The organism is Pseudoalteromonas shioyasakiensis (genome assembly GCF_019134595.1).
Lineage (GTDB): Bacteria > Pseudomonadota > Gammaproteobacteria > Enterobacterales > Alteromonadaceae > Pseudoalteromonas > Pseudoalteromonas shioyasakiensis_A.
The window spans coordinates 2,316,067-2,341,109 of sequence record NZ_CP077770.1 but is presented as its reverse complement, the minus strand read 5'-3'; the positions used below and the strand labels follow the sequence as shown (position 1 = coordinate 2,341,109).

The window sequence follows — 25,043 nt, the reverse complement described above, 5'->3', positions numbered from 1 at the left end:
AAGATATAAAATGAAATTTAGTGAAAAGTGGTTAAGAGAGTGGGTTAACCCAGCAATCGACACACAGGCTCTTTCGGAACAGTTATCAATGGCTGGTCTTGAAGTTGACGGTGTTGAGCCTGCAGCAGCAGAGTTCACAGGCGTTGTAGTTGGTGAAGTGGTTGAGTGTGGTCAACACCCTGATGCTGACAAATTACGTGTAACTAAAGTAAACGTAGGTGGTGATGAGCTACTTGATATCGTGTGTGGTGCACCTAACTGTCGTCAAGGTTTAAAAGTAGCTGTTGCGACTGTTGGTGCTGTATTACCAGGCGACTTCAAAATCAAAAAAGCCAAACTTCGTGGTCAACCTTCACACGGTATGCTATGCGCATTCGTTGAGTTAGGTATCAGCGAAGAAGGCGATGGCATCATGGAATTACCAACTGATGCACCAATCGGTACTGATTTACGTGAATACTTAAGCTTAGACGACAACATCATTGATGTTGACTTAACACCAAACCGTGGTGATTGTTTAGGTATTAAAGGTCTAGCGCGTGAAGTGGGCGTACTTAACAGTGTTGATGTTAATACACTTGAAATCGCACCAGTTGCTGCAACGATTGAAGACAAAGTATCAATTGAGCTTGTAAATGATGAAGCGTGTCCCCGTTATTTAGGTCGTGTAATCAAAGGTATTAACCTTGATGCAGAAACACCTCTTTGGATGGTAGAAAAGCTGCGTCGCAGTGGTATTCGCTCAATTGACCCTGTTGTTGATGTAACAAACTACGTGTTATTAGAGCTAGGTCACCCAATGCACGCATTTGATTTAAATGCGATTGAAGGTGGTATTAAAGTACGTAGCGCAAACGCGGGTGAAGAGTTAGTTCTGTTAGATGGCAACACAGCGAAACTAAACGAGTCTACGCTTGTTATTGCTGATCACAACAAAGCGCTTGCTATTGCAGGTATTTTTGGTGGTGAAAAATCAGGTGTAACTGAAGAAACTTCAGATATCTTATTAGAAAGTGCGTTCTTTAACCCTGTCGCTATTGCGGGTCAAGCACGTAGCTACGGTCTGCACACTGATGCGTCACACCGTTACGAGCGTGGTGTCGATTTTGCACTGCAAAAAGATGCGATGGAACGTGCAACAGCATTACTTCTTGAGATTGTTGGCGGTGAAGCAGGCCCTGTTGTTGAAGCAGTAGCAACTGACAAATTACCAAAAGTAACAGAAGTGCGTTTACGTCGTGAGCGCTTAGACCGTGTAATTGGCCACCACATTGATGATGCAAAAGTAACTGATATCCTAACGCGTTTAGGTTTAGACGTGAAAATTGTTGATGGTGTATGGAGTGCTGACGTACCTAGCTATCGCTTTGATATTCGTATCGAAGAAGATTTAATTGAAGAAGTTGCGCGTGTTTACGGCTATAACAGCATTCCTAACGTTGCACCAACTGCTAAATTAAAAATGACTAACCATGACGAGTCGCATGTTGCGGTCACTAAATTCCGCAATACGCTTGTAACTCGTGGTTATCAAGAAGCAATTACTTACAGCTTTGTTGATCCAAAAGCACAAGCAATTTTACACCCGCAAAGTGATGCGCTTGTATTGCCACACCCAATTTCGGTTGAAATGTCGGCAATGCGCGTGAGCTTGATGCCGGGTCTATTAGCGTCATTAGTTTACAATCAAAACCGTCAGCAACCACGTGTACGTTTATTTGAGCACGGCTTAAAATTCTTAAGTGACGAAAATGCTGAAAACGGTGTAAACCAAGTTGCTGTCATTGGTGGTGTAATCTCAGGTCTTGCACACGGTGAACATTGGGTTCAAGAAAAGCGTAGCGTTGATTTCTATGACTTAAAAGGTGATGTTGAAGCACTTTTAGCGATTAGCAATGATTCATCACGTTTTGAGATAAAAGCAGAGCAGTCTGATGGCTTACACCCAGGCCAATCAGCCGTTATTTATGTTGATGGTAAAAAAGTAGGTTTCTTTGGTGCCGTGCACCCACAAGTGCAAAAGTCACTAGATATCAACAACACAGCATTTGTGTTTGAAATCGAAATGTCTGCACTAGAAAAAAGAAAATTACCAGAAGCAGTAGCAGTGTCGAAATTCCCGTCAAACCGCCGTGATATCGCGATTTTAGTGGAAGATCACGTAAAATCTGGCGATATTTTAAATGTCATAGAAAAAGTTGGCGGAAATCAATTGGTTGACCTAAACTTATTCGATGTGTATAAGGGCAAAGGTATTGAGCCAAATTATAAGAGTTTGGCGATTGCTCTAACACTGCAAGCGGTTGATAGAACGCTCGAAGAGAAAGATATCAATCAAGTAGTTGATAATGTGGTGGCCGCACTGGCCGAACAATTTAACGCATCGTTGAGGGACTAGATATGGCGCTTACTAAAGCCGACATAGCTGAACACCTATTTGAAAAACTCGGGATCAATAAAAAAGATGCCAAAGATTTAGTTGAAGCGTTTTTTGAAGAAATCCGCTCAGCGCTAGAAAAAGGCGAGCAGGTTAAGCTCTCTGGATTTGGTAACTTTGATCTTCGAGACAAGAAAGAACGTCCAGGCCGCAATCCGAAAACAGGTGAAGATATTCCTATTTCGGCGCGCCGAGTTGTGACTTTTAGACCAGGTCAGAAGCTAAAAACTCGTGTAGAAGTTGGCACAAGCAAAGCAAAATAAGAAAAGGCAGCGTTAGCTGCCTTTTTTATTTGTTTAAGCATTTTACTTGCGAGTTGTTAAAAGCTAAAACCCGCGTGGTGATACGAAGCTTCCTTCTTGGATACTGTCGTAAGTTTTTTGTGCTAAATCATCTAAGCTGTCCAGGCTTTTGCCTGCGGCAGCGAGTTGATGCTCGATAGGTAAAATATCGACATCTTCATACCCTGATAATTGTGCTACACGTGCAAAGGTGTAGGCATGCTTATACTTTTCATGTTTGTAGAATAAGCTAACAAGAGTAGGGTAGATCTCAGGGTTGGGTGCTTCACCTGCTTTGTTTAGCTCTAGCGTTTTGTATAGCAAATCAATGGTTTTTTCATCATCAAACTTCACGTAGTAGCTTGCTAAGAAAAACTGCATTTCGGCATCTTCAGTTACGCGTTTATCTTGTTTTTCTTCAAGAGCGAGTAACTTAGTTAACGCTGATTGGTCGTTATTACGTGACCAATGGTAATACAACAAACCTGGGTGGTCAGTGTTTTTGGTATCTTGAAAAATTCGTGTCATTTCTTTGATGCTTGTTAAATGACCTTCAACACGTGACGTGGTTTTTTCTTTTAGTTTTATGTGCTCAATCTTGGCGGCAAGCGACACACATTGATCGTATTTCTCAAAGTCTTTTAATAATTGGTATTTGTTTTCGTCTGTTGGTGACTTATATTCAACATAACGTTGAATGATAACCTCGGCACGTTGCTCTTTACAGTGACTATCTTTATTTAAATCACTGCAGAAGCCAGGTGTTTCGTCGCACACTTTCGCAAGTGTAAGCGGATCTTCACAACCTGCTAATGCCAATAAACCAAGCAACACGCTTGCTCTTAATAACATTCCTTAACCTCTACTTAATTTGTACTACTTTATTCTAGCGCAATGATTTGTTCTGTAACAGTGGAGAATCGTTCGAGTTTAAATTAGAATACCCCTGCCTGAGATGTGTTGCTCTCAAATCACAACACATTTTTTAAGGCTATCCGTTCAAAATTGTTTAATTAGGTAAAAAAAATGACCTCATCTCACGAGTTAGAATACACAAGCAGCTGGCAAGAACGTCAAGATTACGCAGAAAGTATGCAACCAATTATTGGTAGACTTTACCGTAATCGTGGAATCGAAATCGCTGTATATGGCCGTCCTCTCGTTAATGCCAGTACAATCGATATCATCAAAGCGCACAAAACAGTTGCTCAGTTTGAAGGTACAAAACTACGTTTACGTGAAAGCTTCCCTTTCTTAGAAGCAATTAGCAAAATGGATTTAAACTCAGCGCGTATCGATATTGGTAAACTAGCGTATGGTTATTTGTTTAACGATGCTGCGAAAGGTCGTTCAGTTGAAGAATACTTAACTGACGAATTAGCAGAAATCGCAAACTCAGAGCGCAAAGAACCACGTGATGTTGTGTTATACGGTTTTGGTCGTATCGGTCGTTTATTAGCACGTCTTTTAATCGAAAAGTCAGGTCCATACGCAGACCTACGTTTACGTGCAATTGTTGTACGTGGTGGTAAAGATGGCGACCTAGAAAAGCGTGCAAGCTTACTTCGTCGTGACTCTATCCACGGTCCATTCAATGGCTCAATCACAATTGATAAAGAGCGTAATGCGATTAAAGCTAACGGTAGCTACATTCAAGTTATCTATGCTAATTCACCAAGCGAAGTTGATTACACAGCTTACGGCATCGAGAATGCGCTTGTTGTTGATAACACTGGTATCTGGAAAGACGAAGCAGGCCTTGGTCAGCATTTAGAAGCAAAAGGCGCAGCAAAAGTATTATTAACTGCACCAGCTAAAGGCAACATCAAAAACATCGTATACGGTGTAAACAATCAAGATATCAAATCTGAAGATAAGATTGTGTGTGCAGCAAGCTGTACAACCAATGCTATTACCCCTACGTTAAAAGCACTTAACGATAAGTTTGGTATCAAAAACGGTCACGTTGAAACAGTTCACTCGTACACAAATGACCAAAACTTAATTGATAACTACCACAAAGCTGAGCGTCGTGGCCGTGCTGCTGCACTTAACATGGTTATTACTTCAACGGGCGCTGCAAAAGCGGTTTCTAAAGCTTTACCTGAGCTTGAAGGTAAACTAACTGGTAACGCTATCCGTGTTCCTACACCAAACGTATCAATGGCTATCTTGAACTTAAATCTTGAAAAAGGTACAACTGTTGAAGAACTAAATGCGTTCTTACGTGAAACAGCACTTCATTCAGACCTTCGTGATCAAATCGATTACACAGCGTCTACTGAAATCGTATCGACTGACTTAGTAGGTAGCCGTTACGCAGGTGTTGTTGATTCACAAGCGACAATCGTAGATGACAACCGCGTTGTACTTTACGTTTGGTACGATAATGAGTTTGGCTATAGCTGTCAGGTAGTACGCTGTATGCGTGATATGGCTGAAGTAACTTTCCCAAGCTTACCTCGCTAATACCTAAGTTATAAAGAATCTAGAAGCCAGCATTATGCTGGCTTTTTTAGTCGTGAAAGTTTTTGCAAATTTTCAGCATGTGATAGGCTGTTAAGGGTCTACACCATATTACTAACAAAACGTTCTAACTACAGAGCGTTGACTTAATTCTTAACTAACAAGCGAATAGCTAAGAATTATTTTTAACCAATAGGTTTATAGAATGAAAATCACCAGCAATTTTGACAGTGGTAATATCAAGGTTATTGAAGCCGTTGATCCACTGAATATTCAATTAGAAATCAATAAAGACAATCAGTCTGATTTTTTCCAGTGGTTTCACTTTCGTCTTGAAACAACTGCGTTTCAAAACCATAAATTACACATTAATAATCTAGAGAACTCAGCATACCCTGATGGCTGGGAAGGTTATCATGCGGTTGCATCATACGACCGTCAAACTTGGTTCCGTGTCCCATCTGAGTACGCAAACGGCACACTATCATTTGAAGTAGAGCCTGAGTGTAGCAGCATGTACTTTGCTTACTTTGCGCCTTACAGCTATGACCGCCACTTAGATTTATTAGCATGGGCACAAAGTCAGCATGCTTGTGAATTAGAAACATTAGGCGAAACCCTTGATGGTCGCGACATGAGTGTTTTACGTGTGGGCATTCCTAGCAGTGAGAAGAAAAAAATCTGGATCACGGCGCGCCAGCACCCAGGCGAAACTATGGCTGAGTGGTATGTTGAAGGTTTACTTCATAAATTACTTGATGATGAAGACCCACATGCAGCGGCATTATTATCTAAAGCTGTATTCTACATCGTGCCAAATATGAACCCAGATGGCAGTGTGCGTGGTCACCTACGTACTAACGCGAAAGGCGTTAACTTGAACCGTGAATGGCAAACACCGAGCATGGAAAATAGCCCTGAAGTTTTCTTAGTGCTTAACAAAATGCGTGAAACGGGCCTTGATATGCACTTAGATATTCATGGTGACGAAGCAATTCCTTATAACTTTGTTGCGGGTAGTGAAGGTATTCCAGGCTACGATGATCGCTTAAAAGAGTTAGAAGACAGCTTTAAAGCTGCGCTTTTAACTGTGACGCCTGAGTTCCAAGACGAACATGGTTATCCAAAAGATGAGCCGGGCCAGGCTAACCTGACTGTCGGTTCTTCTGCTGTCGCGCATGAATTTAATGCATTAGCGTATACGGTAGAGATGCCATTTAAAGATAACGATGATTTACCAGATCCAGATTACGGCTGGTCAGATCGTCGCTCGTATCAATTTGGTCAAGATACGTTAGCGGCAATCGTTAACGTGGTTGATAAATTAAGATAACAAACCTTACGGGCATCAGCAAAACTGATGCCCGTAATTGTATCTGGGAACAAATAAACCAATCGGTGTAGTGCAGGATTTATAAAATGATAATTTTGTAGGTACATTTGTCATATTGAAAATTAACTGTTAACAAACTTGGTGGGTTTAAGTTAATATCCAATATGTTCAGCTGTGAAGTAACAAAATCTCATTTTTATTTCTCACAGTCATCGTGATGCATTCTCACAAGCTCACGCTGAAACAATAAAAAATATAATCATAGAGGATATATCCATGGAAGCTTTAGTAAGCGCCGTTAACGACATAATTTGGAGTAGTGCACTCATTTATTTATGTCTAGGTGCAGGTCTGTTTTATTCTATTTTAACCCGATTCGCACAAGTTAGACATTTTAAAGAAATGTGTAAGTTATTGCTTAGCTCTAATAATTCAGATACGGGTATTTCTTCGTTCCAAGCACTTGCTGTATCGTTATCAGGCCGTGTTGGTGTAGGTAATATTGCCGGTGTTGCTGCAGCAATCGGCTTTGGTGGCCCGGGTGCGATTTTCTGGATGTGGATAGTTGCGTTTTTAGGCGCAAGTACTGCGTATGCCGAGTCAACACTCGGTCAAATTTATAAATCAGAAGAAGACGGCCAGTATCGTGGTGGCCCAGCATTTTACTTCGACCGTTGCTTACAGCAAAAGTGGCTAGCCGTATTATTTGCAGTATCAGCGATTATTGCTTGTGGCGTGTTTCTTCCGGGCGTTCAAGCAAATGCGGTAGGTAATGCATTCACACAAGTCTTTGGTGAAGGCACATTAGTAAGCACTAGCTTTGGCGAAGTAGGTAGCTTCAAGCTAGTTGCGCTTGCAATTATCTTAATTGTGCTAGCATTTATCATCTTTGGCGGCATTAAACGTATCGCAAACTTCACACAAATAGTGGTGCCATTTATGGCGCTAGGCTACATTGTACTAGCTTTAATCGTGGTGTTCTTAAACCTAGATAAAGTGCCAGGTATTTTCTCAATGATCTTATCTGATGCATTCACAGCGCAAGCCGGCTTTGGTGCTGCTATTGGTTGGGGTGTTAAACGTGGTATTTATTCAAACGAAGCAGGCCAAGGTACGGGCCCGCATGCAGCTGCTGCAGCTGAAGTTGATCACCCAGCTCAACAAGGCTTAGTGCAAGCTTTCTCTGTTTATGTTGATACAATTTTTGTTTGTACAGCAACCGCGTTAATGATTTTAATCACAAAACAGTACAATATTGTGGGTGAATTACCTGCAGGTCAATTCATTGTGCAAAACGTTGATGCTGCAACTGAAGTTGGCTCTGCTGCTTTTACTCAAATGGCATTATTTAGCGTATTTGGTGGCTTTGGTGAAGCATTCGTTGGTATTGCTTTATTCTTCTTCGCATTTACCACAATTCTTGCTTATTACTATATTGCTGAAACTAACGTTGCTTATTTAAACCGTTATTTCAAAGGCAATATTCCACTGGTTATTGTTAAGCTTGTCATCATGTTTATGGTGGCTTACGGTATGGTAAACAGCTCAGGTTATATCTGGAATATTGGTGATATTGGCGTAGGCTTAATGGCGTGGATCAACATTGTGGGTATTTTGGCTATTTTCTTTGTCGCAAAACCTGCTCTTAACTGCTTACGTGATTACGAAGATCAAAAGAAAGCCGGTGGCGAAATCACTTTTGATCCCGTTAAATTAGGCATTAAAAATGCGACTTTCTGGGAAAAGCGTCTAGCTGAAAAGGCGAAACAGAAACAATAAATCAGGTTTTTGAGTTTTTGTAGTGAATTTAGTTGTGCAGGTTTTCGAATCTTCACAAATGAATGAAATTCAAATAAGACATCGACTCATAAAACAAGTACAATAAAGGGCGCCTAAAGGCGCCTTTTTTATGCGTAGTATGGAGAAAGATATGGCGATTATTAGTTGCCCGCAGTGTGCAAAATCAATATCTGACAAACATAAGCAATGCCCGCATTGTGAATGCCAAGTCACCGATCTAAGCAATGAGCAATTGCAGCAAATGCAAAATGAAACGCGTATTCGTAGACAACAAAAGTTTATGAATCAGTCTTTCCTCGCACTGATTTTATTTTTAGGGGGCTTTTTCTGTTATTACTTTATGCACCCCGAAGCAAAGTCTCTTGAGTGGTATGCCTATACATCAGCAATGGCAGTAGGTTTTGTGTGGTATCTTGTAAGCCGCATCTATTTAGTTGTTTTAAAAAAGAAAAAGTAACATGAATATTGATCACATCGTTAAAAATATCACCCCAGAAGTATTTGAACGTCTTCAGTATGGTGCCTCAACGGGTAAGTGGCCTGACGGCACTCCTTTGTCTGAAGAACAAAAACAACAAACCGTTCAACTCGTGATGCTTTATCAAGCTAAAGTTTCGCAAAGCAATGAGCAGTTTACCATTGGCGCAAATGGTGAAATGGTGCAAAAGAGCAAAGCTCAATTGCAAAAAGAATTCGCATCAGAAAATGAAATAGCTAGGTTTAGTGAAAATGATCTTTAAACACCTGTTTACTCCAAAATGGAAGCACCCTAAAAACCAAGTGCGTTTGGCTGCGGTTGAACGTCTTGATACAGAGCGTGACCTTAGCATCTTAAATAGCATTGCCCTTGAAGACAGCTCAGCTGAGATCCGCAAAAAAGCATTAAACAAAGTCAACGATATTGTTTTATGGTGGCAAGCATACAAGCAAGACCAAGCACTTAAAGACGTTGCAGAACAGCATATTAACCAAGCGGTTTTAAATACCGACAGCCAACTAGATGCAAATATCAAAAATGAGTTTATTGAGCGTTATGCACCTGTAAAAACGCTTGAGAAACTCGCCTTTGCAGAAAAAGAACTTCAAGTTCGCGTTAAGTTATTAAAGCGTTTAGCTAACCCAAGCCTAATTGATAAAGCGTTTAAAGAAGGCCGTGAAGAGCTGCAATTGCAACTTGTTGAGCTTGTGATTAATCATCAACTTGCTAAATCACTATTAAAGCATGCAAAAGGTGAAGCGCATACTCAACTGGCTACTCATCTTGACAATGAACGCTTAGCGATAGAAATGCCTGCCAAAGTAGAAGCTGATACACGTGTGGTATTAGCAAAGCTTAATGCGCTTCGTGATAAAAATGACTTTCAGTTAGTGTCGATGCAACATGCTGAGTTATTACAGCAGTGGCAAGCTATCGAGCTAAAATGGCTGAGCGATGAGCAAGTAAGCACACTAGATAAAAAATATTCAGCGATTACGCAAAAGCTTGAGTCTCATATTGCAATTCTAAGTAAAGAGCATGAAGCAGCCCAGCAAGCGTTAGCTGAGCAACAACGTCAGGTATTGGCACTGGCAAGCCTTGAAGCAATTGGCGAAGAAATTGAAAATGCATTGCAATTAGGCTTAGAAACGCCAGAGCAAATTCAGCAAGATTGGCTCGAGGCAAAAGTTGCAGAGGCAAAAGATACGTTAGCAGAGGCGGACTTAGCTGATAACAAAACTGTGCGTGATGTAAAGCAACATTTAACAAATTTATTTAACCAAGTTGAGCAGTTACCGCAACTGGTTAGTGCTATTGCTGAGTTTAAAGAGGCATTTGATCAATTAAATATCGTTGCGACAACTGAAGACGAAAGCGAGTTTGACGAGCTAAAACAGCAGTTTGAGCAACAGCAAAAATTAGCACGTAAAAAGCTGGCAAGTATTCCTAGTCGTTTACAAGGTCGCTTTAAAGCTAATTTAGCTGAAGCAGTAAACAGCTGGCAGCAAGCGATGGCACCGCTGACTAATAAGTTTGAGAAAAACCAGCAAACAGCGAAGCGCAAAGCCCGTGATGTAAAACGTTTAATTGACCAAGGTCGCTTTAATGTTGCCTTTGGTGTATTCAAAGGTTTTGAAGAGCTATACGCAACACTTACAGACTATTACAAGCAGCCATTAAATAGCCTTAAAGCTGATTTAGAAGCACAATTAGCAGAAGCTAAAGATTGGCAAAAATACGCATCGGCACCAAAACGTGATGCATTACTTGTTGAAGTAAATGAACTTGTAGCAACCGAGTGTACTGACCCCAAACAACGCGCAGAGCAAGTTAAACAGTTCCGTCGTCGTTGGAATGAGTTAGGGCGTTTAGATACTGATGCAGAAAAGCAACAAGGCGAGTTATTCGATCAACAAATTGAATTACTGTTTGCGCCGTGTCGGGAGTATTTCGCAGAGCAAGAGCAACAACGTGAGCAAGCTAAAGCACAGCGCGTTGATTTAATCTCGCAAATGCAGCAGTTAACAGACCTTGATAGCTCTTCTGATGAGTTTGATTGGAAGCAGTTTGAAAGCAAGTTCAACCGTACCGCGAAAGCGTGGCGCTCTGCAGGTAATGTCGATCCTAAAACATACCGTGAACTACAAGCGCAATTCAAAGCTGCACAATCACAAGTTCAAGCTCAACTTGCTGCATTTCATAAAGCAAACGCTGAGCAAAAAGCGGCACTTGTTGAGCAAGCAACACAGTTATCGCAAAGTGATGATTTAGCTTCTGCGTGCCAAGAGCTAAAAGTGCTTCAACAAACTTGGCAAACTATTGGCTTTGCAGGAATGAAAGCTGAAAACACCTTATGGCAGCAATTCAGACGTGTTAATGACGACACCTTTGCTAAGCGCAGTGCCGAGTTTGAACAGCAAAAGCAAGTTCAGCAACAAAATGACGAAGTTATCGCAGAGCAGTTAAGTGAGCTTGAGTCTGCACTTGAGACCGTGGTGCATCTTGCACAGCTTAAAGATTTAACAGTGAAGCTAGCAGAGCTTGAATACTCAAAAGCATTATCGGCACGCGTGACCCAGTTAGAGGCAGCGATTAGCGCAAAAACAGCGCAAATCAGCAAACAAGCAGAGCAGTCTAAGTTAACGGCTTTATTTGCAGCTCTTGAGAGCAACAGTGAACTGCCTTCGCAGTTCCAAGCTTCATTAACAACTAAGCTAAACGCTGCGCAATTGTTAACTCGTATCGAAATTCTGGCAGGCGTAGAATCGGCTGATAGCCAGTTACGCATGACAGAGCAAGTTGCGATGTTAGATGATAAACACCGTGGTGAACATGCAGATGTTTATTACTACTTAAAGCAATTACTTGCAGTCAGTGAGGGTTCAGTTTCAGCTGACACACTAGCAAGGCTTAAAGCAATATTTGCAATTTAACGAATAAAACCGCTTTTTACAGCGGTTTTTTTCCGTGTGTTTTTGAGGAAAACAATGAGAATTTTATTACTACTTACCTGTTTATTTTTAGGGGCATGTAAAACGACAGATCAAGGGATGTCTGTTTACTCGTTTACTAATTCTGAAATTGAAGCAGCCCTTGCTAATCAATTACCAAAACTAAGTGAACAGATTAAGCTGATGGGCTTACCTGTTGATTTTGCAGTAAACGACCTGAGTGTCAATGTTGGCCCAGATAAGCGTGATGTGGTGGTTTTAGGGGCCGATTCTAGTGCTGTCATCAAAGCTTTCGCGCTTAAGTATCCAGTACGCTTAAGGCTTCAAATTGAAGGTAGCCCATTTTATGACAGCGAGAAAAAAGCGGTCTTTTTACGTAATGTTAAACTGGTTGATACAACAATCGACACTGCGGGTTTTAAGGGCAGCTTAAACTTATTAGATGACCAAGCAATGCAAGTGATTAACGGTTTTTTAGCGGTTAACCCTGTCTATAAGCTAAATATGAATGATCCTAAAGTTGCACTGTTGAGCAAACTACCATTAGATATGAAAGTATCTCAGGGTGAAATTATATTAGTGCCAACACTGTAAAACTATTTGATATTTTAAAGCGGCTTCTAGCCGCTTTTTTTGTAATTGCTTGTTAAGCATGTTCAACCTTGTCATAATTGCTCGTGATATTTCGCGAATTGAGTGGTGGCTATGATCAAGGAATTTTTAAACGACCCCACATTACTGCTAAATGCCGTTGGTGAAGGTATTTATGGCTTCGATTTATCGGGTAATGCGGTTTTTGTAAACCCTGCTGCGGAGCGCATGACAGGCTGGAAAGCAGACGAACTCCTTGGTAAAAAAATACACCAATATCATCACCATACTCGTAAAGATGGCTCACCATATCCCGCAGATGAATGCCAAATATATTGCACTATGTTCGATGGCAAACACCGTCATGTAAACGATGAAGTATTCTGGCGTAAAGATGGAAGTTATTTTGCTGTTGAATATACATCAACACCCGTTTACAAAAACGGCGCTTTGATTGGGGCTGTCGCGATTTTTCGCGATGTATCAAAACAGCAGCAAACAGAAGCGGCGTTGCGTGATGCCTTAGCACAAGTTCAGCACCTATCTGAGCAGCTTCAAGCTGAAAATGCTTACCTTATTTCAGAGTTAAATGAAGATTGGCAAGATTCTGGTTTAGTTGGGCAAAGTCATTCATTTCAAAGTATGCTCGAGCAAATTACCTTGGTAAGCCAAACCAATAGTACTGTTTTGATTTTAGGTGAAAACGGCACGGGTAAAGAGCTGGTGGCACGAAACCTTCATCGTTTGAGCAATCGTGCTGAGCAACCTTTCATAAAAGTTAACTGCGCGGCGTTTTCAGCCAACTTAATTGAGTCAGAGTTATTTGGTCATGAGAAAGGAGCGTTCACCGGCGCTAATGAACGCAGAAAAGGGCGTTTTGAACTGGCTGATAAAGGCACTTTATTTTTAGATGAAGTGGCAGAGCTGCCATTAGAGGCGCAAAGTAAATTACTGCGCGTGTTACAAGAGCAAGAGTTCGAGCGCGTAGGGGGCAGCCAAACCATAAAAGTCGATATCCGAGTGTTAGCTGCAACAAATCGTAATTTGTGGCAAATGGTTGAGCAGGGCAGCTTTCGAATGGACTTGTATTATCGCTTAAATGTGTTTCCTATTCGTGTGCCTGCGCTTCGTGAACGAAAAGAAGATATTCCACTACTCGCAGCAAATATTATTACGCAGCTGAATAAGCGCTTAGGTAAACAGTTAAAAGGGCTAAGCAAAGCAACACTCACCAAACTGGCTAATTATGATTGGCCAGGCAATATTCGTGAGCTACAAAATATCCTTGAGCGTGAAGCTATTTTGTCTAAGCAAACGGTACTGCAGCTTTCAGCACCTTTGAGTAACGAGCAATCAAATGAGCAGGTGGTTTCTCTTGATGCAGTACAAAAGCAGCATATTTGTGAGGTGCTAAAGCGCTGTAACGGGCAAATATCAGGTGAAAATGGTGCCGCAACCTTGCTGGGCCTGCCAGAAAGTACTCTGAGATCAAAAATGAAAAAGCTAGCGATAAAGCGCTAATTCGTGATATATCGCGAGTGTTCGTGATATATCGTGCTTTTGACCGTTTAAATGTAAATTTAATCATTTAATATCAATGGCTTATTTTTTATTTGTGTTGGCCTGATTGTTGCTCTTTCAGGCTATTACCGACACAAAAGTAAGTAGCAAAATGAAATTTGATATTAAAGAGCAAGACTTAATCATCAAGCCCTACAACCAAGAAGGGCCAATTTATATTCGTGAGCAAAAGGGGTATTTCCAACGTATCCGCCGTTACTTAGGCTGGGTGCTAATGCTGACGTTCATCGCCATTCCGTGGATCCCCTATGATGGCCGTCAAGCTGTATTACTCGACGTAGCCAGCCAAAAATTTACTTTGTTTGGCTTAACGCTATTACCACAAGATTTTATGATCTTAGCCATGTTATTTATGACAGGGGCGTTTGCTTTGTTTTTCGTCACTAATTGGTTAGGGCGTGTTTGGTGTGGTTACACTTGCCCACAAACAATTTGGATGCTGATGTTTACTTGGGTCGAACATAAAGTGGAAGGTAACCGTAATCAGCGTATTAAACTTGATAAAGCTGATTGGTCAGTAAGTAAATGGCAAAAGAAAATCACTAAGCATGCAGCTTGGCTGGTGATTTCTTTGCTTACATCTATGTCATTTATGGCTTATTTTATCCCTGCTAAGTCTCTATACATGAGCTTATTTACTCTAGAAATGTCTGGGATCGTAAGCTTTTGGGTATTTCTGTTCGCTTTTTGTACCTATGGCAATGCGGGATTCTTACGTGAAAAAATGTGTACTGTCGCATGCCCTTATTCACGTTTTCAATCAGTGATGTTTGATAAAGACACGTTAGTTGTTACCTACGATCAAGCGCGAGGGGAGTCTCGTGGTGCGCGTAAGCGTAAAGCCGATCCTAAAGAGTTAGGCTTAGGTGACTGCGTAGACTGTAACCTATGTGTTGAAGTATGTCCGGCCGGTATCGATATTCGTAATGGCCTGCAGTATGAATGCATAAACTGTGGCTTATGTATTGATGCGTGCGATAGCACTATGGAAAAATTCAACTATCAAAAAGGCCTGATCAAGTACGCCTCAGAAAAACAAATGGAAGGCAAAACGACCAATCCATTTAGACTAAAACTGCTTGGTTATGGTGGTTTAACGGCGCTGTTTGTCGTTGGCATGGTTGTGTGGATGGCAATGCGTACACCTATTGAGGCATCTGTCATTCGTGACCGTAATGCCCTGTATCGTGTTAATTTTGAAGGCTTAGTAGAAAACCCATATACCTTATCAATTATCAACAAAACACAGCATAGCTTGAGCTATTCAATCGGTATCAGTGGTATTGAAGAAGCAAGCTTACAGGTGCCTGAGACTATTACAGTTGAGGCTGGGCAGATGAAGCGTGTGCCTGTCACTGTGGTTGCAGATGGCTACGATTTAAAGTCAAAAGTAACGCCTATCAGTTTTCACATTCAAGCATTAGAAGCTGCTGATATCGCAATAACTAAAGAAACTAAGTTTTACCGAGATTAACCTCAATCACGGCTTCAGAAACGAAAATGGCTTGTTTTCAACAAGCCATTTCTGCAAATTCGAGCTGCTTAAGCACATAAGCCTTAGCGCTGTCTAAATCATCAAATAAACAGTCCATTATTTGAATCGGTGATTGTGCTTGTGCAATGATGCGTTTCATCTGATTAAGCACAATAGACGAGCTGAACATATAAGCGGTGGCTATACAGTTAGTGCCTTGCAGAGCACGAAATAAATGCGTGAAACCACGCTCCGCATCAGGGGTGGTAGCAAGTAATTGGCTAGAATGACTAATATATGCCCACGGCTTTCCAGCTAAAGCAGAAATATGCTTTTTTAAATCGACTGCAAAGTCATTGACTAAACGTGCGTTAATATTACCTGAAAATTGTCCAATAATAATTGGACCATCAGTGATGATACTGACACTGCCATAGTGATTCTTAAATTCCAATTTGCTTCCCTTTTGAATTAAAAAGAGCGCGAATTTTATACAATTCTATGTATGTGTCTAGTTATTTAGTATACAAATTTCAAAAAACATAACTTTTTCATTAAATTTATTTGTGTGTAAATTTTATCTAGTTATTTAGGTTTGGGGTGGATAAATAATCCACCCCTAATTTAAAATGCAACTAACTATTTGTTAACAATATAGTTCAATGCACCGGTAATTGAGGCTACTTGTGCATCAATACAAATGTCATCATTTGCCTGTGGGCTATCAGGGTAAACCTCTGTTGTTGTGACATATTCTGCATCGGTTAAGCCCATACATAACCCCAGCTTTTTCGCTTGATAATTAATCACACCAAACTGAGTTTGTGGTACACCAATCAACTGGTTATTCTCATCACTTGGCGCGATGTGGGTTACTTTCTCAACTGATTTGATAATCGCTGTTTGAAATGCATCATGCGGACGCTCACTATCAGCGACAAGATAAAAGCCATCAGGGATATTCCAGTTGTCGTGGGTCGTTGCATCACGAGCTGCTAGAGCAGGGCGAAATTCACTATTATCAGTGTCTGTAGTTTCATGCAGATCAATATGCACATGAGGTGCAATAGCGTTGTCGGCTAAATACTGCATGATTGCTGCAGACTCTTCAGCTGGGCTATCTGCATAGAAAGAGCGATTTGGATCCGTGGCATTTGGATTCCAGCGGTTAATCGTTTCATAACCCCATGGGCTGATACACGGAGCCACTAAAATATTAAAATCAGCAAAGTAGTCTTTGGCACTTCTCTTAGCAAACGCTAAAGCACCATGCACGCCACTTGTTTCATAACCATGAACACCACCGGTAACCAGCACAATAGGTTTATCAGCTTGCCATTGCTTGCTCTTTAAAATGTAAAGTGGGTATTTGTCGCTGTCGTAACTTAATGCGCCATATTGCTCAATATTGAAATCGCTTGATAAAGAGTCTAGTTGCGATACAACATCATCTAAATAGCTACGCTTTACCGACTGTAATTCAAACCATGCTTTCTTATCTTCTTCGTTCCACGGTTTACCTGGGGTTCCAATAGGGTAACTCATAAAATACCTTGTTGTGACTTGCTGCAAAACGCCAAGCTTATCTAAGCTGTTAAGCTGCTGCAACTAGATAAGCTCAGTAGTAAAGTTACCTTGCTCGTACAGCTTTGCATGATGGTGCTTATGGGTCTCAAATAAGTATTTACGAAGTGCATCTTCACCTTGGCACACTTTTACTATTTTTCCAGCAATTCCTTTGCTGGTCGTTCGTATTGGCTTTACGCTAAGGATTACGTGTTCTTCACTTGGTAAATTAAATGCCAACAGTATCTCTTTATTAAGATCTGGTGATTGACGCTTTGGCTTGAGTAATACGCCTGTGCTTGATAAAGACAATATTTGAAATTGTTCGGTGTGTATTTCAAGATCAGGCGTACGCCAGCTGCGCTCAATACCTTTGGTATCTATTACTTCTGGTGCGCTAAGTACAGGGATCAGCTGGCCATTCTCGTCCTTGGTAAATTCAAGCGGAAACCACAACTGGTAAATCCCTACTTCAGCAAGTAGTGTTAGTTTGGCATTGGTAAGTAAGCCGTTTAATTTATCAGGCAAATTGAGCCTAACAGACATTTTTGTGTCGGTTGGATCGCTATTATTTTGTTCAGCCTCGAATAAACGGTTGAAGAAAGTGAGTTCTTGTTCAGATAAATGTGCCATATAAAGCTCCTTTTAAAGCACGCTTACTTATATGTATCATAAATTGTTCAAATTATGCACGTATAATGAGCATTAATTGTGCCAGCTGCTTTGTGATTTCTTTTGCGGCGTATTTCACTTACACTGATAAAAAAACTAACAAGGATTTTATTTTGTCGAGCCTGACTGGTGTAAATAAAAGTTTAGTGATATTTGCTGCTTTAGTCGTTGTTTTAGCGGGTATTAAAGCTGCAAGTGTGATTGTTATCCCATTTGTGTTGGCAGCCTTTATTGCCATTATTTGTAATCCCTTAATTCGTTTCTTTGCTAAATACGGTATCCCTAAAGGGATTGCCGTTGTGTTTGTGATGTTGATGATTGTTGGTGTAGGGATAAGCCTTGCCGGGTTGGTTGGGCAATCGATGACCGATTTTTCTGAAAAACTGCCTGAGTACAAAGCTCAACTAAAAGAAGAGTTTGTCTGGGTGGTTAATGTTGCAGCAAGTTATAACATCCTGATTGATAAAGAGCAGATTATTTCTTTATTTGATCCGGGCAAAATGATCGATGTTGCAACCAACATGCTCACTGGCCTCGGTGGCGTGATGGCGAACCTGTTTTTAATCATCCTAACCGTGGTGTTCATGCTGTTTGAAGGACCTATGCTGAGCAAAAAAGTGCATTTAGCACTGGACGATCCTGAAATGAAAATGCAGCAGGTTGATCGCTTTTTAGATTCAATTAATTCATATCTAGCAATTAAAACGCTGGTTAGCTTAGGCACAGGTATGCTTGCCGGCTTTATGCTTTGGGCACTTGATGTTGATTACTTTATACTTTGGGCTGTAGTGGCCTTTATGCTTAACTATATTCCTAATATTGGCTCTATCATCGCTGCTGTACCTCCTGTGTTACTTGCTTTGATAACCCAAGGCCCATTGGTCGCAGGATTTATTGCTGGTGGCTATTTAGTTATAAACACAGTGATGGGTAATATCGTCGAGCCGCGTTTTATGGGGAAAGGGCTGGGTTTATCGACCCTGGTGGTGTTTTTATCCTTGATTTTCTGGGGCTGGCTGATGGGGACCGTGGGCATGTTGTTGTCAGTTCCATTGACCATGATAGTTAAAATAGCCTTAGAAACTAGTCAAGAAGGGCGATGGCTTGCTACCTTGCTTGGCAATGGTGAAGAACTAAAACTTGAAGATTAAAAAAGGCGCTTAAGCGCCTTTTTACTTCTCAAACTGTGTGAGTTGCTATCACTTTAGAGGTCGCTGTAAAACCTGCACATGGTTTTTCAGGATCTCAATTTCACATTGCTTGTAGGCAATAGCGGCTTTTGTACCATTTGGCATTTTTTGTAAATAACGCCAACGACAGCTGTCTTCTAAATAACGCTCCTGGTTTTTGATACTGCGATTAAAAATCGGTAGCAATTGGCTGTTACCGGTATCTTCTTTAATTTTCTCAAGATCCATAGTGAGCTTATTAATCCACATCTTTTGGTCACGCTGAATATCGGCGATAACTTGATCAAGACATTGAATATAGCGTTTTGTGTCATCGGTATTGTTGCTCGCAAGCTCACACGTTTGCTCTGCTTGAGCATGCGATGTGCTTGCAATTAAAGCTAAAAAGCTGCACTTAACGAGAATTGATGTTTTATTTTTTATCATGGTAATTAAACTCTAATATAAACTCAGCACCGGCTAGTTTCTCTGCATCTTTAATGGTTAATGTGCCATTATACGAGTTGACTAAATCCGACACGATAGCCATGCCGACACCGTGGCCGCTTTCGTAGGTATCGAGTCTGGTACCGCGAGTTAGTAATGATTCACGCTTATGCTCAGGAACACCAGGGCCATCATCACTTATACTGAGCGTTAACTTTTTGTTCTGCTTAACCTTTATATCGACCTGTGAACGGCAAGCTTTACAGGCATTATCGATTAAATTACCAAGTAGTTCCATCAAATCTGTTTTATCACCCAAGAAATAGTCTTTTTCACTAACCTCTGAGGTAAAAATAATATCTTTGTCGCGATAAACCTTGCTCATCGCGCTTAGGATCGAATCAATAACAGGCTTGATATGAGTTTGTTTCTTCCAAGTGTCAGACGCACCTGTTGCAGCGCGCTTTAACTGGTGCTCGATCATCACATTAATTCGGTCTAGCTGCTCTTGTGCATCCGCATCATTGGCCAATGGGCTCGATTTAAGCACTGCCAATGGTGTTTTTAATGCATGAGCAAGGTCGCTTAACGATGCGCGATAACGCTCTTTTTGGCGCTGCTGCGATTCAAGCAATAAGTTTAAATCGGCTTTAATGGTTTGCAATTCAACCGGGTAAAGACCTTTAATTTGTTGGTTATCACCCGACTCAATGGCTTTAATTTCTTTATCGAGTCGTTGCAGTGGCCTTGCACTCCAAACAAAACCAATCGCCATAAGCGCAGCAATGGCCACACCCATGACATACATCCAATTTACGAGTGTTTGCTTAAAGCCATCCATCAGCCTCAGTAGGGCATCATTACGCTTTAATAGAATAAAACGTGCATGCTCTGATTGGTCAATGTTTTCTAAAATAACAGTAAGCGTTAATTGCCAGTAAACAGTATTGTTGTATTCAACACGGCGAAAATCCGCAGAGCCTGCAGGGGCTTCAAAGTTATCAGGAATAAAGTTGATATTGGTCGCCGATTCAGAGTACCAAACCGGCAAGTCACCGCGATAAACCATTGCATAGGTATCTGAATTTAGTCGGTTTAGCTCTGGCGTTAAGATAGTACTTGGCATAACGATGCCGCGTTCAGTGAAATCAACTTCAGAGATTAATGAATACAAGTGAGCTTCGAGGGTTTTTTCGGTCGCTTCGACCAAAGAGGCGTAGTAAGCCTTACCAATTGAGAAAAACAGAATTGGTAGGGCGACTAATAAAACAAAGACAAGGATAAATCCTTGCCTTACTTTAAGCGGTATTTGCGATGCTACCACTGACTTTTAAGCCTATAACCACGGCCGCGTAATGTTTCTACTGGGTTAAGGGTACCATCAGGGTCAAGCTTTTTACGTAAACGCAATACGAAAACTTCGATTACGTTTGAATCAAGGTCGAAGTCTTGGTCGTAAATGTGCTCTGTTAGTTCAGATTTAGAAATTACCTTTTGTGGGTTTACCATTAGGTATTCTAAAACTTTGTATTCGTATGCTGTTAAGCTAAGTTCTTTATCGTTAACCCATACTTGCTGTGAGCGAGTATGAATTTTAATAGGGCCAGCTGTCATTTCTGGGTTTGCTTTACCTGCGCTGCGGCGGATAAGCGCATTACAGCGGGCAATTAGCTCTTCAACGTGGAAAGGTTTAGTCAGGTAGTCATCTGCACCTGCATCTAAGCCTTCTACTTTATCTTGCCAACGGTCACGTGCCGTTAAAATCAAAATAGGAATGGTAATACCTTGTGCACGTGCTTTGGTAATTAATTCAATACCATCAACTTTTGGTAAGCCTAAATCTACTACCGCCATATCTAACGGGTATTCGGTAATATGGAATAAACCAGCTTCACCATCGTGACAAAGGTCAACGCTGTAACGCTCTTTTTCTAGCGCATTACGAAGGTTATCTGCTAAGTGTAAATCATCTTCAATAACTAAAATTCGCATTCTTAATCCTTTTTCACTTCGCCAGTCTTTTTGTTCACATGGACATCAACCACATGGCCGTTCGTTTTTAAAATTCTTACGGTAAATACTTTATCTTGCTCTGTGATTTTCAGGGTTCGGCCGTCTTCAGATTTTTTGGCGATCGTCACAGCCTGCTTTTTAGTCACTTCTTGGGCTTGTTTCTTATTGGCATCAGCATGAAAGCTAGATAATGCAAATAAAAGACTAAAACTGAAGGCTAATAATATGCGCATGACGGGGAACTCCTAAACCAGACCCATTTAGTTTAATTAACCAATTAACTAAAATTCAAGTAATTACGTTAAATTCTGTAATTCAATAGCCAAATCTTAGTTAATAAGCCGTGAACAAACACTGAATTATTGATTCAGTTAAGTTCAGAGGTTAACCAAATACTTTTTTAAATGGTTTTACGACTGAGTTGTCGTAAACACCCGCAGCAATATATGGGTCGTTTGCTGCCCATTCGCGTGCTGCTTCTAACGACTCAAACTCAGCAACCACTAATGAACCAGTAAAACCAGCGTCAGCCGGATCTTCACTATCAATGGCTGGCAATGGGCCTGCCGTAAATAAACGGTTTTGATCGTCTAATTCTTGAAGGCGTGCTAAGTGAGCAGGGCGTGCAGATTTGCGAGCTTCTAAACTATTTTCAACATCAGTTGAATAAATCATATACAGCATGGTGAGTTCTCAATGTAATTTTTAAAAAATAGTAGCATATTCTTAGCAATAGACGAGAGATTATTCGCGTAATAATCTTTACACAAACCCATATAACTTTAACTTATAAAGCTTGAAATACGCGGTGTAACACTGGTAGAGTCGCTGGGTTGAGAAAATAATAATAAGGTTTTTAAATGAGCGAAAAACGCGAGCATTTTAGCTCCCGCCTCGGTTTTATTTTAGCGGCAGCCGGTTCTGCTGTAGGTATCGGAAACTTAGTAGGTTTTCCGGTTTCAGCTACAAAAAACGGCGGTGGTGCTTTCCTTTTAGTCTATGCATTGTTTGTCATTTTTATCTGTTTGCCAGTGATGATGGCTGAAATGGCTATGGGTCGTAAAGCGCAAAAAGATCCACTTGGTTCATACAAATTTTTAGCGGGCAATGATCCTAAATGGAACTTTGCTGGTTTTTTAGCCGTATTAACGCCATTTATGATTGCTGTTTTTTATATGGTGATCACAGTATGGATTTTCGGTTATTTATCGCAAACCGCATTGGGGAATCTAGATGCCTTGGCCCAGCCAGATAATTTTGGCACCTTCATCAATAGCTATACCGTGTTTGGTTATATGGCCGTGGTTGCCATCATCGTTAACTTGATTTTAGTGGGCGGTGTTAAAGAAGGTATTGAAAAAGCGGCTAAGTTTATGATGCCAGCTTTATTTGTACTACTCACCGCGTTGGTTGTATACGTACTAACTCTTGATAACGCAATGGCCGGTGTTAAGTACTATGTTGTGCCTGACTTTTCAAAAATGGATGCCAGCGTATTAAATGGTGCATTAGCTCAAGCGTTTTTCTCGTTGTCACTGGGTATGGGTATCTTAATGACCTATGCATCTTATATTTCTAAGAAAGACGACATTGTTGGTAGTGCAAAAATGGTTGCAGTCACTGATTCATTGGTTGCGTTTATTGCTGGTCTAATGGTGCTTCCAGCTATTTTCAGTTTTAACCCAGATACCGACCCAAGTACTTTATCTGACTCGTCAGTATCGATGATTTTTGTATACCTACCAAAAATTTTATTAGCATTACAAGCTGATATTGGCTATGTGGGTGCATCAATTGTTGCGTTTGTATTCTTTTTACTTGTCTTTTTTGCTGCAATTACGTCACTTGTATCAATTGTAGAAGTACCAACAGCAACATTAAGTGACCGCAAAGGTATCAGCCGTAAAAAAGCTCTGGCAATCTTAACTTTATCTACAGGTGTATTAACTGTGCTGTGTACCATGTCATTTGGTATGGTTGACTCGCTTACAAAGTTTGTTAGCTATGGCGGTGCAGATAAGAGCTTATTTGATATTGTTTATGATGTGTTTTACGACACAATTTTACCGCTTAATGGTTTAATGGTGTGTTTATTCGTTATGTATCGTTGGAAAAAAGCAAACTTATCGGCAGAGCTAAGCCAGGGCTGTGAAGGCTATATTGGTAGCTTCACAGAGAAGTATGTCAACTTCTCGCTATCAACGTTTATCCCTGCCATTTTATTACTAATCTTTGTAAATACGGTGGCGACTAAGTTTTTTGCATTTAGTATTTTCGGATTTTAAAAACCAGTTCAATACTTAGCCGCGCACTTTGCGCGGCTTTTTTATGCCTACCTTTATTATTTTAAAAGGCTCCGGCATCGAGCACATCACCCAAGCCAAGGGTAAACATCCAAAGCCCCCATAAGCTGTGTTCAATCACACACACGAAGGTTGAGCGGCTTTGCGCGTAAGTATAAGAAAACAACAGCCCACCTAAAAATGCCAACAATACGGCCAATACATTCGCATAGACAATATGAGCCAACGCAAACACTGATGCGCTGACAATAATACGCACTGTTTTACTTGGCATAATGCGTTTATAGCGATGGAAAAAGTAGGTTCTAAAAATAAGCTCTTGTGGCATCACCGATAAGATAGGGTAGAGCAATAACAACATTAGCCAATCGTTAAATGAGTTTCGTGGCAGTGAAAACCAGTTTTCTTGATTCATGATGCCGTAAAACATTCCAGAAAATAGCGCCCCTAAAAAGAAGAAACTAAATAAGCGGCGTTTTACTGCACTAAATTGCCCAAGGCTAGTTAAACGAAAGCGTTTAAAATGGGGGTCAGACAAAAGCAACATGCCGCACACGGTCATTAAAATAATAAGGGCAGGAATAAGCCAGTTAGCAAGGTAGGCACGAAGAAAAAAGCCTAATAGCGGCAGAGAAACAAATATGAGGGTAAATTCAAGCCAGCGGTATTGGTTAGCGTTCAATGTCGTCTCAGCGTGTTTTTTGTTTACGCTAACAAGCTAAGACGACAGATTTATGACATTAAGATTGCTTTGGATCTTTCTCTTCGTCATCTTCAGGTAAGTATTTGAATAGGGTGATGATCGTTGCTAACACGCAAACAAAGGTAATGCCCATTAAGCCAAACACTTTAAAGTTAACCCAAAAATCGAGCGAGAAGTTATAGGCAATGTAGATATTCAGCGCTGAGATACCTGCAGTCACCGCAACCCAAAATAGGTTAAGCTTATTCCAGAGCGCTTCAGGTACGTTGATTTCTTGTTTACTCTCAGAGGCATTTTCTAAAATCGAGCTAAGTGCTTTTTTCACTAGGTTTTTGCCAAGTACATAGCGGCTTACTAACAAACTAACACTGAAAATGGCATACACAATGGTGGCTTTCCATTTCACAAACTGCTCGTCGTGGAACACTAAGGTGAGGGTACCTAACACCACCGCTATAGCAAAAAACACCCAGTGACGGGTTGGCACTTTACCATCTTTAAAATAACAGTAAGCAACTTGAATTAAGGTGGTCAGCATCAGCAAGGCTGTTGCCCAATAAATATCAACTAGCTTGAAAACCGCAAAAAACAGGATCAGCGGAATGTATTCAATAATCGCATGCATAAATTTATAAATGCTCTAATTTAAAAAGATACTGGGTTGTATCAAGTTATCGCGCAAGATACAAGGTTGACTTAGCAGCCCTGAAAGCTTAGCCTCCCGAGCCAATCTGGCCTAAACCTGCGCTTAGGTTGTTTTACCTTATCTTTTTCCGCT

At 40.8% G+C, this 25,043-nt stretch carries 24 protein-coding genes; 13 read left to right on the top strand and 11 right to left on the bottom strand.

All coding sequences use genetic code 11. The features are described 5' to 3' along the window. Positions 1 to 10: 10 nt before the first annotated feature. A complete protein-coding gene (gene pheT, locus KQP93_RS10955) occupies positions 11 to 2,398 on the top strand; it encodes a phenylalanine--tRNA ligase subunit beta (protein ID WP_217874409.1) in 2,388 nt (795 codons plus the stop codon). A 2-nt stretch (positions 2,399 to 2,400) separates the two neighbouring features. Next, positions 2,401 to 2,700 (top strand): integration host factor subunit alpha, encoded by a 300-nt coding sequence (gene ihfA, locus KQP93_RS10950; protein WP_002960690.1) that lies wholly within the window; start codon positions 2,401 to 2,403, stop codon positions 2,698 to 2,700. 63 nt (positions 2,701 to 2,763) lie between these two features. On the opposite strand, the gene KQP93_RS10945 is transcribed toward ihfA, so the two are convergent. Then, complete coding sequence (locus KQP93_RS10945) at positions 2,764 to 3,570, bottom strand: DUF2989 domain-containing protein (RefSeq protein ID WP_055021158.1); 807 nt, start codon at positions 3,568 to 3,570, stop codon at positions 2,764 to 2,766. A 174-nt stretch (positions 3,571 to 3,744) separates the two neighbouring features. Between KQP93_RS10945 and KQP93_RS10940 the strand changes: the two genes are divergently transcribed. The 9 genes from KQP93_RS10940 to ccoG all read left to right on the top strand — a co-directional run bounded on the left by KQP93_RS10940 (position 3,745) and on the right by ccoG (position 15,392). Further along, positions 3,745 to 5,187 carry a glyceraldehyde-3-phosphate dehydrogenase gene (locus KQP93_RS10940; protein WP_054561210.1) on the top strand — a complete coding sequence of 481 codons (1,443 nt, stop codon included), beginning with the start codon at positions 3,745 to 3,747 and terminating at the stop codon, positions 5,185 to 5,187. Positions 5,188 to 5,389: 202 nt separating this feature from the next. Then, positions 5,390 to 6,517: a M14 family metallopeptidase gene (locus tag KQP93_RS10935; protein ID WP_054561211.1), complete on the top strand. Its 1,128-nt coding sequence runs from the start codon at positions 5,390 to 5,392 to the stop codon at positions 6,515 to 6,517. Positions 6,518 to 6,793: 276 nt separating this feature from the next. After that, a complete protein-coding gene (locus KQP93_RS10930) occupies positions 6,794 to 8,296 on the top strand; it encodes an alanine/glycine:cation symporter family protein (protein WP_217874408.1) in 1,503 nt (500 codons plus the stop codon). A 151-nt stretch (positions 8,297 to 8,447) separates the two neighbouring features. Beyond that, positions 8,448 to 8,774 (top strand): hypothetical protein, encoded by a 327-nt coding sequence (locus tag KQP93_RS10925; RefSeq protein ID WP_217876776.1) that lies wholly within the window; start codon positions 8,448 to 8,450, stop codon positions 8,772 to 8,774. 1 nt (position 8,775) lies between these two features. Beyond that, positions 8,776 to 9,057, top strand: coding sequence for a YeaC family protein (locus tag KQP93_RS10920; RefSeq protein WP_054561213.1), 282 nt, complete (start codon positions 8,776 to 8,778; stop codon positions 9,055 to 9,057). Next, complete coding sequence (locus KQP93_RS10915) at positions 9,047 to 11,728, top strand: DUF349 domain-containing protein (protein ID WP_217874406.1); 2,682 nt, start codon at positions 9,047 to 9,049, stop codon at positions 11,726 to 11,728. Before KQP93_RS10920 ends, KQP93_RS10915 begins: the two co-directional genes overlap by 11 nt. A gap of 54 nt (positions 11,729 to 11,782) precedes the next feature. Then, positions 11,783 to 12,340 carry a DUF1439 domain-containing protein gene (locus KQP93_RS10910; RefSeq protein WP_217874404.1) on the top strand — a complete coding sequence of 186 codons (558 nt, stop codon included), beginning with the start codon at positions 11,783 to 11,785 and terminating at the stop codon, positions 12,338 to 12,340. Positions 12,341 to 12,451: 111 nt separating this feature from the next. Further along, positions 12,452 to 13,858, top strand: coding sequence for a sigma-54 interaction domain-containing protein (locus tag KQP93_RS10905; protein ID WP_217874403.1), 1,407 nt, complete (start codon positions 12,452 to 12,454; stop codon positions 13,856 to 13,858). Between the two features lie 151 nt (positions 13,859 to 14,009). Continuing rightward, positions 14,010 to 15,392 (top strand): cytochrome c oxidase accessory protein CcoG, encoded by a 1,383-nt coding sequence (gene ccoG / locus KQP93_RS10900; RefSeq protein WP_217874401.1) that lies wholly within the window; start codon positions 14,010 to 14,012, stop codon positions 15,390 to 15,392. Positions 15,393 to 15,429: 37 nt separating this feature from the next. Here ccoG and KQP93_RS10895 read toward each other — a convergent pair whose 3' ends face one another. The 3 genes from KQP93_RS10895 to KQP93_RS10885 form a co-directional block, all read right to left on the bottom strand. After that, entirely contained in the window at positions 15,430 to 15,846 is a 417-nt protein-coding gene (locus KQP93_RS10895; protein ID WP_217874399.1) for a hypothetical protein, read from the bottom strand. A gap of 185 nt (positions 15,847 to 16,031) precedes the next feature. Then, the gene (locus KQP93_RS10890) at positions 16,032 to 16,937 is read right to left on the bottom strand and encodes a M14 family metallopeptidase (RefSeq protein WP_217874398.1); all 906 of its coding nucleotides are present in this window, start codon (positions 16,935 to 16,937) and stop codon (positions 16,032 to 16,034) included. Positions 16,938 to 17,000: 63 nt separating this feature from the next. Beyond that, positions 17,001 to 17,591 carry a hypothetical protein gene (locus KQP93_RS10885; protein WP_217874397.1) on the bottom strand — a complete coding sequence of 197 codons (591 nt, stop codon included), beginning with the start codon at positions 17,589 to 17,591 and terminating at the stop codon, positions 17,001 to 17,003. Between the two features lie 152 nt (positions 17,592 to 17,743). On the opposite strand from KQP93_RS10885, the gene KQP93_RS10880 reads away from it, so the two are divergent. Continuing rightward, positions 17,744 to 18,781: an AI-2E family transporter gene (locus KQP93_RS10880; RefSeq protein ID WP_058584824.1), complete on the top strand. Its 1,038-nt coding sequence runs from the start codon at positions 17,744 to 17,746 to the stop codon at positions 18,779 to 18,781. A gap of 48 nt (positions 18,782 to 18,829) precedes the next feature. On the opposite strand, the gene KQP93_RS10875 is transcribed toward KQP93_RS10880, so the two are convergent. From KQP93_RS10875 to KQP93_RS10855, 5 genes are all read right to left on the bottom strand, one after another. Beyond that, the gene (locus KQP93_RS10875) at positions 18,830 to 19,246 is read right to left on the bottom strand and encodes a hypothetical protein (RefSeq protein ID WP_217874395.1); all 417 of its coding nucleotides are present in this window, start codon (positions 19,244 to 19,246) and stop codon (positions 18,830 to 18,832) included. Next, positions 19,233 to 20,570 carry an ATP-binding protein gene (locus tag KQP93_RS10870; protein ID WP_058584761.1) on the bottom strand — a complete coding sequence of 446 codons (1,338 nt, stop codon included), beginning with the start codon at positions 20,568 to 20,570 and terminating at the stop codon, positions 19,233 to 19,235. The genes KQP93_RS10875 and KQP93_RS10870 overlap by 14 nt, the downstream gene beginning before the upstream one ends. Next, positions 20,564 to 21,238: a response regulator transcription factor gene (locus KQP93_RS10865; protein ID WP_054552907.1), complete on the bottom strand. Its 675-nt coding sequence runs from the start codon at positions 21,236 to 21,238 to the stop codon at positions 20,564 to 20,566. The genes KQP93_RS10870 and KQP93_RS10865 overlap by 7 nt, the downstream gene beginning before the upstream one ends. A 2-nt stretch (positions 21,239 to 21,240) precedes the next feature. Next, positions 21,241 to 21,492, bottom strand: a complete 252-nt coding sequence (locus KQP93_RS10860) for a PepSY domain-containing protein (RefSeq protein ID WP_054552908.1) — start codon at positions 21,490 to 21,492, stop codon at positions 21,241 to 21,243. A 151-nt stretch (positions 21,493 to 21,643) separates the two neighbouring features. Further along, entirely contained in the window at positions 21,644 to 21,943 is a 300-nt protein-coding gene (locus KQP93_RS10855) for a YciI family protein (protein WP_054552909.1), read from the bottom strand. A 176-nt stretch (positions 21,944 to 22,119) separates the two neighbouring features. Here KQP93_RS10855 and KQP93_RS10850 point away from each other — a divergent pair, with 176 nt between their 5' ends. Further along, positions 22,120 to 23,544: a sodium-dependent transporter gene (locus KQP93_RS10850; protein WP_217874393.1), complete on the top strand. Its 1,425-nt coding sequence runs from the start codon at positions 22,120 to 22,122 to the stop codon at positions 23,542 to 23,544. Positions 23,545 to 23,605: 61 nt separating this feature from the next. Here the strand turns inward: KQP93_RS10850 and KQP93_RS10845 are convergent, their stop codons facing one another. Further along, on the bottom strand, positions 23,606 to 24,244 hold the full coding sequence (locus tag KQP93_RS10845; RefSeq protein WP_217874392.1) for a CPBP family glutamic-type intramembrane protease: 639 nt from the start codon (positions 24,242 to 24,244) through the stop codon (positions 23,606 to 23,608). A gap of 58 nt (positions 24,245 to 24,302) precedes the next feature. Beyond that, on the bottom strand, positions 24,303 to 24,890 hold the full coding sequence (locus tag KQP93_RS10840) for an inner membrane-spanning protein YciB (protein WP_217874390.1): 588 nt from the start codon (positions 24,888 to 24,890) through the stop codon (positions 24,303 to 24,305). Between the last annotated feature and the right edge of the window lie 153 nt (positions 24,891 to 25,043).